This window comes from Xanthobacter autotrophicus (genome assembly GCF_030015065.1).
Taxonomy (GTDB): domain Bacteria; phylum Pseudomonadota; class Alphaproteobacteria; order Rhizobiales; family Xanthobacteraceae; genus Xanthobacter; species Xanthobacter autotrophicus_D.
Genome location: NZ_JAIVFN010000146.1, coordinates 1 through 8,874, shown reverse-complemented (window position 1 = coordinate 8,874; position 8,874 = coordinate 1). Strand labels below are relative to the sequence as shown.

At 71.8% G+C, this 8,874-nt stretch carries 7 protein-coding genes; 6 read left to right on the top strand and 1 reads right to left on the bottom strand.

From position 1 onward, the window contains the following. Positions 1-71: 71 nt before the first annotated feature. Positions 72-629: a hypothetical protein gene (locus K9U40_RS20425; RefSeq protein WP_282891958.1), complete on the bottom strand. Its 558-nt coding sequence runs from the start codon at positions 627-629 to the stop codon at positions 72-74. Positions 630-814: 185 nt separating this feature from the next. Here K9U40_RS20425 and K9U40_RS20420 point away from each other — a divergent pair, with 185 nt between their 5' ends. The 6 genes from K9U40_RS20420 to hypF all read left to right on the top strand — a co-directional run bounded on the left by K9U40_RS20420 (position 815) and on the right by hypF (position 8,771). After that, positions 815-1,474, top strand: coding sequence for an alpha-ketoglutarate-dependent dioxygenase AlkB family protein (locus K9U40_RS20420; RefSeq protein ID WP_282891957.1), 660 nt, complete (start codon positions 815-817; stop codon positions 1,472-1,474). A gap of 127 nt (positions 1,475-1,601) precedes the next feature. Then, positions 1,602-2,540, top strand: coding sequence for a hypothetical protein (locus K9U40_RS20415; protein WP_282891956.1), 939 nt, complete (start codon positions 1,602-1,604; stop codon positions 2,538-2,540). Positions 2,541-2,609: 69 nt separating this feature from the next. Then, complete coding sequence (locus K9U40_RS20410; protein WP_282891955.1) at positions 2,610-3,989, top strand: sensor histidine kinase; 1,380 nt, start codon at positions 2,610-2,612, stop codon at positions 3,987-3,989. After that, complete coding sequence (locus K9U40_RS20405) at positions 3,986-5,005, top strand: HupU protein (RefSeq protein ID WP_282891954.1); 1,020 nt, start codon at positions 3,986-3,988, stop codon at positions 5,003-5,005. Before K9U40_RS20410 ends, K9U40_RS20405 begins: the two co-directional genes overlap by 4 nt. Then, positions 5,002-6,459: a nickel-dependent hydrogenase large subunit gene (locus K9U40_RS20400; RefSeq protein ID WP_282891953.1), complete on the top strand. Its 1,458-nt coding sequence runs from the start codon at positions 5,002-5,004 to the stop codon at positions 6,457-6,459. The genes K9U40_RS20405 and K9U40_RS20400 overlap by 4 nt, the downstream gene beginning before the upstream one ends. Before the next feature lie 5 nt (positions 6,460-6,464). Next, positions 6,465-8,771 (top strand): carbamoyltransferase HypF, encoded by a 2,307-nt coding sequence (hypF, locus tag K9U40_RS20395; RefSeq protein WP_282891952.1) that lies wholly within the window; start codon positions 6,465-6,467, stop codon positions 8,769-8,771. Positions 8,772-8,874: the final 103 nt, after the last annotated feature.

Here is an 8,874-nt window from a genome sequence, read left to right as displayed (position 1 = left end):
GGCCAGAGGCCCACCGCCCCCTCCTCCCCCCGCCGCGGGAGAAGGGAGCAACGCTCATTGGCCCGCCCCGCTCATTCGATGATGAGCATAATGCGGCGGGTGCGGGGCTCCACGATCGCCGCCTCCGCGCCCGGCAGCACCACATAGCGGTAGCCGGAGAGGTCGCCGCCGCCATAGCCGCCGCCATACAGGTCGCCCGGATAGACCTGGGAGTTGTAGTCGGCCACGTCGTAGCCGCCCCCATCGTAGCCGCCCACGCCGTAGCCACCCTGGCCGGCATAGCCGGGGCCGTAATAGACCTGGCCGTAATAGCCCGGCCCGTAATAGCCCTGCTGATAGGTGGCATAGCGCTGATAGGTCGGCGCCACGGCGAAGCTCTGGAGCGGGATGCCGGCCGGCAGCACCGCCCCGACTGAGGCGACGAAGCCCCCCGGGATCGGAGCCGGCGGTACCGGGTGACGCACCACATAAGCCTGGATGTACTCACGCTGCGCCGGCGAGAAATACCCTCCCGGACCGACCACGACGGCTTGCGCCGAGGCGGCGGAGGCGCCGGCGATCAGGAACGCGATACCAAGACCGACCGAAAGACGGGTGTGAAGGCGGGGACTCTTCAGGCGGGGATTCATGGCGGTTCTCCTCTCGATCCCAGCACCCCAAAGACATCGTGCTCCGCCTTTTTGTTCCGACTTAGCTTAAATGTGATATGTAACATATAGTTACTTCCGCATTAAAGCCGTGGTCACGCCGAGGGAAAGCCGCCGTCGGGTACCTTTGTTTTCTTCAAAGTGCCGGAATCGGAGCGGACGGAACCATGACGACAACTCCAGCCTGTACGCCCGCTCCCCTTAAGGTTGCGCCCCTGGAGGTTGGGCCCGGCGCGCTGTGGTTCCGCGAGGCCCTCGACCGGGGCGCGCAGGCCGCCCTCCTGGCCGACGTCGGCGCCGTGCTGGACGCGGCGCCGCTCTTCACCCCGGCCATGCCGCGCACCGGCAAGCCGTTCTCCGTCCGCATGAGCAATTGCGGGCCGCTCGGATGGGTCGCGGATGCGGCCGGCTACCGCTACCAAGCCTTCCATCCCGACACGCGTGCCCCCTGGCCGGCCATGCCGGCCGCCCTGGCCGCCCTGTGGGACGCCTATGCGGGCTTTCCCGCCCCGGCCGAAGCCTGCCTCATCAATTATTACGGGCCGGATGCACGCATGAGCCTGCACCAGGATCGCGACGAAGCCGACTTCACGGCGCCGGTGCTCTCGATCTCGCTGGGCGACACCGCCGTGTTCCGCATCGGCGGCGAGACGCGGGCAGGTGCCACCCGCTCCCTCCGTCTCGCCTCCGGCGACATCTTCCTGCTGTCCGGTCCAAGCCGGCTCGCCTTCCACGGCATCGACCGGATCCTGCCCGGCACCTCCACGCTGCTTCCCGGTGGCGGCCGCTTCAACCTGACGCTGCGGCGCGTCAATCCTGCGGGCTGAACCGCCACGCTTGTGGCATCGCCCCACAGAAAAGCCGGAATGTCGCCCGAAACAGGCCTTTCGATCCGGCGCCGCGGGGAGCGGAGGCCCCGCCGCCGGGTCGTTGCCTTCCCTGCCGGAGCCCTCCATGCGCCTGCTATCGTCCGCCGTCCTCCTCGCTTTCGCGCTCGTCGTGGCGCCGCTCTCCGCGGCGTGGGCCGCCGACGCCGTCTTCCCGCGCGGCTCGGCCATCGGCCTGGTGCCGCCGTCCGGCATGGTGGAAGGACAGGCCTTCGCCGGCTTCGAGGACCGTGCCCACTCCGCCTCCCTCCTCATCGTGGACATGCCGCCGGACGCCTACGAGCAGATTGAGGCCGGCTTCACCGACGCGGCGCTGGCCAGCAAGGGCATCACCCTGGAAAAGCGCGAGGCTTTCCCCATTGAAGGGGGAAAGGCCACATTGTTCACCGGCACCCAGACGGCGGGCCCGGCCACGCTGCGCAAATGGGTGCTGCTGGTGGGCACCAGCCAGCTCACCGGCCTGCTCACGCTCCAGGTGCCGGAGAGCGAGGCCGCCGCCTATCCCGACGCCGCGGTGCGCGCCGCCTTCGCCACGCTCAAGGTCCGGTCGGTGCAGGACCAGGTTTCCGCCCTGCCGTTCGTCGCCACCAACCTTGCCGGCTTCAGGCCGGTGCGGGCGCTGGGCGGCAGCGCTCTCGTGCTCACCGATGGGCCGAAGGACGTGATCGAAGGCGTGGAGCAACCCCTGTTCGTGGTGTCCGTGGGCATGGGCGCGCCGCGCGATGACGAGCGCCGCCAGTTCGCCCTCCGGCTGCTCTCCACCCTGCCCGGCGTCAAGGACCTGAAGCTTGAGCGCGCCGAGCCCCAGCGCATCTCCGGCCAGAGCGGGTTCGAGGTGATGGCGAACGGCATCGACGTCAAGACCGGCGCGCCGGTGAAGGTGGTGCAATGGATCCGCTTCGGGCCCACGGCCTATGTCCGCATGGTGGGCGTGACGCGCCTCGACGCCTTCCCCGATACCTATGATCGCCTGCGCGCCCTGCGCGACGGGGTGGAGCCGCGCTGAGAGGCGCGTTGCGCTATGGTCCCGGGCGGGATTAACCTTTCGGACCCGTTTCCGCGTCAGGACCGCCCGATGCCCGTGCCCGAGGGCAAGGACTTTCTCGCCGACAGCCCGCTCGCCCTCGCCAGCGGTGCGCCCGATTTCGGCGCCGTCGATGCGGAGGAGGCGTGGATCGCCGTCATCCGCAAGATGGACGAGACCTATGCGGAGCTGGTCCGCCAGCAGGTGGAGCTTGAGGAGAAGAACGCCGCGCTGGAGGAAGCCCAGGGCTTCATCGCCGGCCTGCTCGGCTCCATGACCGACGTGCTCGTCGCCTGCGACCTCACCGGGCGGGTGGAGCAGGTGAACCTTGCCGCCGAACGCGTGTTCGGCCAGCTGGCGGACGCCCTCACCGGCCGCCCCCTCGCCGCTCTGCTCGACCCCTCCTCCCCCACGTCGGCCAGCGACGTGCTCGCCACGGCGGCGCGGCGCCAGCGCATCGCCGACCGGGAATTCACCCTCGCCACGCCGGAAGGCCCGCAGGCGGTCTCGGTGAACGGCGCCCTGCGCTTCGACCCGCGCGGGCGCCCGGTGGGCGTGGTGCTGGTGGGCCGGCCCATCGGCGAGCTGCGCGCCGCCTATCACGCCCTCGCCAACGCCCATGAGCACCTGAAGCATACCCAGCAGCAGCTGGTGCATGCCGAGAAGATGGCCTCCCTCGGCCGCCTCGTGGCGGGCGTTGCCCACGAGCTGAACAATCCCATCTCCTTCGTCTATGGCAATGCCCACGCTTTGAAGCGCTATGCCGAGCGGCTCATCGCCTATCTCGACGCGGTGCACGCCGGCGCCGACGCCGCCGCCCTCGCCCGCACCCGCGGCGAGCTGCGCATCGACCGGGCGCTCGCCGACATTCCCGCCACCCTCGCCGGCATGCTGGAAGGCGCCGAGCGGGTGCGCGACATCGTGGCCGACCTGCGCCGCTTCTCCTCCGACAACCGCGAGGCGCGCGAGGTGTTCGAGCTGGGCAGCGTCGTGCGCTCGGCGGTGGACTGGGTGGCGAAATCCCAGATGCCGGACCTCGCCATCCGCGTCGCGATCCCGGCGGGGCTGGAGGCGGTGGGCCATCCCGGCCACATCCACCAGGTGCTGATGAACCTTGTCCAGAACGCCGTGGACGCGCTGGAAGGCCGGCCCGACCCGCGCCTCGACATCACCGGCGAGCGCCTCGGCGGCCCGGACGGCGAGCGGGTGGCGGTGCGGGTGCGCGACAGCGGGCCGGGCATTCCAGAAGACATCCTCGGCCGCATCTTCGATCCCTTCTTCACCACCAAGCCGGTGGGCAAGGGCACCGGGCTCGGCCTCTCCATCTGCTACCGCATCGCCGAGGAGCATGACGGGAGGCTGGAAGCCGCCAACCATCCGGACGGCGGCGCGGTGATCTCCCTCATTCTTCCGGCGGGAGGGCGGCCATGAGCACCGCGGCGCGCGAGACCTTCACCGTGCTGTGGCTGCAATCGGGCGGCTGTGGCGGTTGCACCATGTCGCTGCTGTGCGCCGAGGCCCCGGACCTCGCCGCGACGCTCGCCAGCGCCAACATCCGTTTCCTGTGGCACCCGACCCTGTCGGAAGAGACCGGCACCGAGGCCGTCGCCCTGTTCGAGGCGGTGCTTGCGGGGGAGATCCGGCTCGATGCCCTGTGCATCGAAGGCGCGCTGCTGCGGGGGCCCAACGGCACCGGGCGCTTCCACACCCTCGCCGGCACTGACACAGCCACCATCGAATGGGCGCGGCGGCTCGCTGCCGTCGCCGAACACGTGGTGGCGGTCGGCACTTGCGCCGCCTATGGCGGCGTCACGGCGGCCGGGGTCAATCCGGCCGACGCCTGCGGCCTGCAATATGACGGGCGCCGTCCCGGCGGGGCGCTGGGGGCGGCGTTCCGCTCCCGCTCCGGCCTGCCCGTGGTGAATGTGGCCGGCTGCCCCACCCATCCCAACTGGGTGACCGAGACGCTGATGCTGCTCGCCTCCGACCTCATGCGGGCCGACGACCTCGACAGCTATGGCCGCCCGCGCTTCTACGCCGACCACCTCGTGCACCACGGCTGCCCGCGCAACGAATATTATGAATACAAGGCCAGCGCCGAGAAGATGAGCGACCTCGGCTGCATGATGGAGCATCTGGGCTGCCTCGGCACCCAGGCCCATGCCGACTGCAACACGCGGCTTTGGAACGGCGAGGGCTCCTGCACCCGGGGCGGCCACGCCTGCATCAACTGCACCGCCCCCGAGTTCGAGGAGCCGGGCCACGCCTTCCTCGAAACCCCCAAGATCGGCGGCATCCCGGTGGGCCTGCCCACGGACATGCCCAAGGCGTGGTTCATCGCCCTGTCGTCCCTCGCCAAGGCCGCCACGCCGGAACGGCTGAGGCGCAACGCCACCGCCGACCACGTGCTCACCCCGCCCGCCGTGCGGGACATCCGCAAGCGATGAGCGCGCAGACGAAACGGCTCGTCGTCGGGCCGTTCAACCGGGTGGAAGGCGACCTCGAAGTGCGGCTCGACGTGGCCGACGGGGAAGTGCGGCAGGCCTTCGTCTCCTCGCCTTTGTTCCGCGGCTTCGAGCGCATCCTGGAAGGGCGCGACCCGCGCGACGCACTCGTCATCGCGCCGCGCATCTGCGGCATCTGCTCGGTGTCGCAGTCCCATGCGGCGGCTTTGGCGCTGGCCGGCCTTGAGGGCATCGCGCCCACCGACAATGGCCGGGTCGCCACCAACCTCATCCTCGCCACCGAGAATGTGGCGGACCACCTCACCCATTTCCACGTCTTCTTCATGCCCGACTTCGCCCGCGCCATCTATGAGGACCGCCCGTGGTTCGCCACGGCCGCCCGCCGCTTCAAGGCGGCGCAGGGGGAGAGCGTGCGCCGGGCGCTGGCGACCCGGGCGACGCTGCTCCACGTGATGGGCCTGCTGGCCGGCCGCTGGCCGCACACGCTGGCGATCCAGCCGGGCGGCGTCGCCAAGGGGGCCGACGCGCGGGACCAGATGCGCCTCATCGCCACCCTCGGTGCCGTGCGCGCGGACCTCGAGGAACGCCTTTACGGCGCCCCGCTGGAGCGGGTGGCCGAAATCGCCGATGTGGCGGAGCTGGAGGCCTGGCGACAGGCGGGACCGGACGGCGATTTCCGCCTGTTCCTCGAAATCGCCGCCGACCTCGACCTCGCGCGCCTCGGCCGCGCCCACGACCGCTTCCTCTCCTACGGCGCCTATGCGCTGGACGAGGGCCGGCTCTATACGGGCGGCACCTTCGCCGCAGGGCGGGCCAAGGGCCTCGACCCCGCGGCCATCACCGAGGACCACAGCTTCGCCCGCATGGAAGGACGCGAGGCGCCCCACGCTCCGTTCGAGGGCTCGACCTTCCCCGACGCGGCGGACGAGACCGGCTACACCTGGTGCAAGGCCCCGCGCCTGTCGGGCCTGCCGTTCGAGACCGGCGCCTTCGCCCGGCAGGTGGTGACCGGCCATTCCCTCGCCCGCGACCTTGCGGCCAAGGAGGGTGCCAACGTGCGCGCCCGCGTGGTCGGCCGGCTGGTGGAGACGGCGCGCACCCTCATCGCCATGGAAGGCTGGGTGCTCCAGCTTCATCCCGGCGCACCCTGGTGCGCGCAGGGGGCGATGCCGCAATCCGGGCGCGCCTTCGGCCTCACGGAAGCCGCGCGCGGGGCGCTCGGCCACTGGATGGTGGTGGAGAAGGGGCGCATCGCCCGCTACCAGATCATCGCCCCCACCACCTGGAACTTCTCCCCCCGCGATGCCGGCGGCCAGCCGGGACCGCTGGAAACGGCGCTGGTGGGCGCCCCCGTGCGGCAGGGCGAGACCACGCCGGTGAGCGTGCAGCACATCGTGCGCTCGTTCGACCCCTGCATGGTCTGCACGGTGCATTGAGCCTCATGGGAACCGACGCGACGGACAGCCAAGGCACCGGCGAGGAAATCGAGGTTTCCGGCATCGTCCAGGGGGTGGGCTTCCGCCCCTTCGTCTATCGCCTCGCCCACCGGCTGGGACTGGGCGGGGAGGTGCGCAACGCCGGCGACCACGTCGTCATCCGCATATCCGGCCCCGCCGCCGCGCGCGACGCCTTCGCCGCAGCGCTGGCGCACGAGGCACCCGTGCTGGCACGGGTGGAACAGGTGACGCGGTGCCCGGCGCCGGTGCCGGACGGCGCCTTCCGCATCGTGGCGAGCGGGGCGGGCACCGTCTCGGTGGGCGTGGTGCCGGATGTGGCCACCTGCCCCGCCTGCCGCGCCGAGATCGCCGACCCTAAAGCACGGCGCTTCCGCTACGCCTTCACCAATTGCACCGATTGCGGCCCGCGCTTTTCCATCGTCACCGGCCTGCCCTATGACCGGCCGGCCACCACCATGGCCGGCTTTCCCATGTGCCCCGCCTGCCGCGCGGAATATGACGACCCCGCCGACCGCCGCTTCCACGCCCAGCCCATCGCCTGCCCGGACTGCGGCCCCCGCCTGTGGCTGGAGGGCGGCGACGACGCCGGTGCGGACCCCATCGACCGCGCCGCCGGACTGCTGCGCGCGGGACAGATCCTCGCGGTGAAGGGCATCGGCGGCTTCCACATCGCCTGCGACGCCACCAACGCGGACGCCGTCGCCCTGCTGCGCGCCCGCAAGCATCGCCCCACCAAGCCGCTCGCCGTGATGGCGGACCTCGCCACCGCCCACGCCCTCTGCCTCATCACCCCGGACGAGGAGGCGGCCCTCGCCCACCCCTCCGCGCCCATCCTGCTGCTACAGTTGAAGCGCGACGCGCCGCTGGCGCCGGGCATTGCCCCCGGCCAGCGCCATCTCGGCGTGATGCTGCCTTACACGCCGCTGCATCACCTGCTCTTGGCCGCCGCCGGCCGGCCGCTGGTGATGACCTCCGGCAACCGCTCCAGCGAGCCCCAGATCTTCCGCGACGACGAGGCGCGCGAACGCCTCGCCGGCATCGTGGATGCGTTCCTGATGCACGACCGGCCCATCGCCCGCCGCCTCGACGACAGCGTGGCGCGCCATGTGGCCGGCCGGCTCCGCGTGATGCGGCGCGGGCGCGGGCTCGCCCCCATGCCGCTGACCCTGCCTGCCGATTTCGCCGACGCCCCGCCCGTGCTCGCCTTGGGCGGCGAGCTGAAGAGCGCGCTCTGCCTCACCCACGGCACGCGGGCCCTGCTCTCCCACCATCTCGGCGACCTCGACGAGCCGGCCACCGGCGACGCCTTCGAGACCGCGCGCGCCGACTATGCCGCGCTGTTCGCCCACAAGCCGGCGGTGGTGGCGGTGGACCTGCACCCGGACTACCGCGCCACGCGCCTCGGCGAGGACCTCGCCGCAGCAGGCGGCCTGCCGCTGGAGCGGGTGCAGCACCACCATGCCCATATGGCCGCCGCCATGGCCGAGGCCGGCTGGCGGCGGGCGGACGGGCCGGTGGTGGGCATCGCGCTGGACGGCCTCGGGCTGGGCGAGGACGGCACCGTCTGGGGCGCCGAAATCCTCGTCTGCGATTACCGCACGAGCCGCCGCATCGCCCGCCTCTCGCCCATTCCGCTGGCCGGCGGCGATGCGGCGAGCCGGGAGCCGTGGCGGGTGCTGCTCGCCCATCTCGACCGTGCGCTGGGGCGCGCGGCGGTGGATCGCGACCCGCACCTCACGGCGCGGTTCGCCGGCAAGCCGCTCCTGACCCTGCGCGCCATGATGGACAAGGGGCTGAACGTGCCTTCGGCCTCCTCCGCCGGCCGGCTGTTCGATGCGGTGGCGGCGCTGCTCGGCCTCGCGCCCGACCGCCTCAGCCACGAGGGCGAGGCGGCCATGGCGCTGGAGGCGGTCGCGGAAGGCGAAGCCCCGCCCTACCCCTTCGGGCTGCATGCCGAAACGACTCCCGCCGAGATCGACCCGACCCCGCTCTTCAAAGCGCTGATGGCCGACCTCCACGCCGGCCGGCCCCGCGCCACCGCGGCCGCCGCCTTCCATACGGGCCTCGCCGAAGCCTTCGTGGCTGCGGCGGCACAGGTGGCGAAAGCGGAAGGCCTCACGGCGGTCGCCCTGTCCGGCGGCGTGTTCCAGAATGCCCGGCTGCTGGACGAGATGGTGCGGCGGCTCAAAGCGCGCGGCCTCGCCCCGCTGGTGCCCGCTGAAGTGCCGGCCAATGACGGCGGCCTCGCCTTCGGACAGGCGGTGGTCGCAGCCGCCCGCCGGATGGGGTGAGCCCGGCCTGTTGCGCCCGAACCCAGCACGGCGGGAGGCGGAGGCGGTCGCAGCCCCGTTTTCGTCCCGCGCGGGCGGGACTATGGTGGCGCCATGACCAGCC

What these genes read in the sequence shown, in the direction of transcription:
- K9U40_RS20425 (WP_282891958.1), bottom strand. Translation starts at nt 629, where the DNA reads ATGAATCCCCGCCTGAAGAGTCCCCGCCTTCACACCCGTCTTTCGGTC.
- K9U40_RS20420 (WP_282891957.1), top strand. Translation starts at nt 815, where the DNA reads ATGACGACAACTCCAGCCTGTACGCCCGCTCCCCTTAAGGTTGCGCCC.
- K9U40_RS20415 (WP_282891956.1), top strand. Translation starts at nt 1,602, where the DNA reads ATGCGCCTGCTATCGTCCGCCGTCCTCCTCGCTTTCGCGCTCGTCGTG.
- K9U40_RS20410 (WP_282891955.1), top strand. Translation starts at nt 2,610, where the DNA reads ATGCCCGTGCCCGAGGGCAAGGACTTTCTCGCCGACAGCCCGCTCGCC.
- K9U40_RS20405 (WP_282891954.1), top strand. Translation starts at nt 3,986, where the DNA reads ATGAGCACCGCGGCGCGCGAGACCTTCACCGTGCTGTGGCTGCAATCG.
- K9U40_RS20400 (WP_282891953.1), top strand. Translation starts at nt 5,002, where the DNA reads ATGAGCGCGCAGACGAAACGGCTCGTCGTCGGGCCGTTCAACCGGGTG.
- hypF (WP_282891952.1), top strand. Translation starts at nt 6,465, where the DNA reads ATGGGAACCGACGCGACGGACAGCCAAGGCACCGGCGAGGAAATCGAG.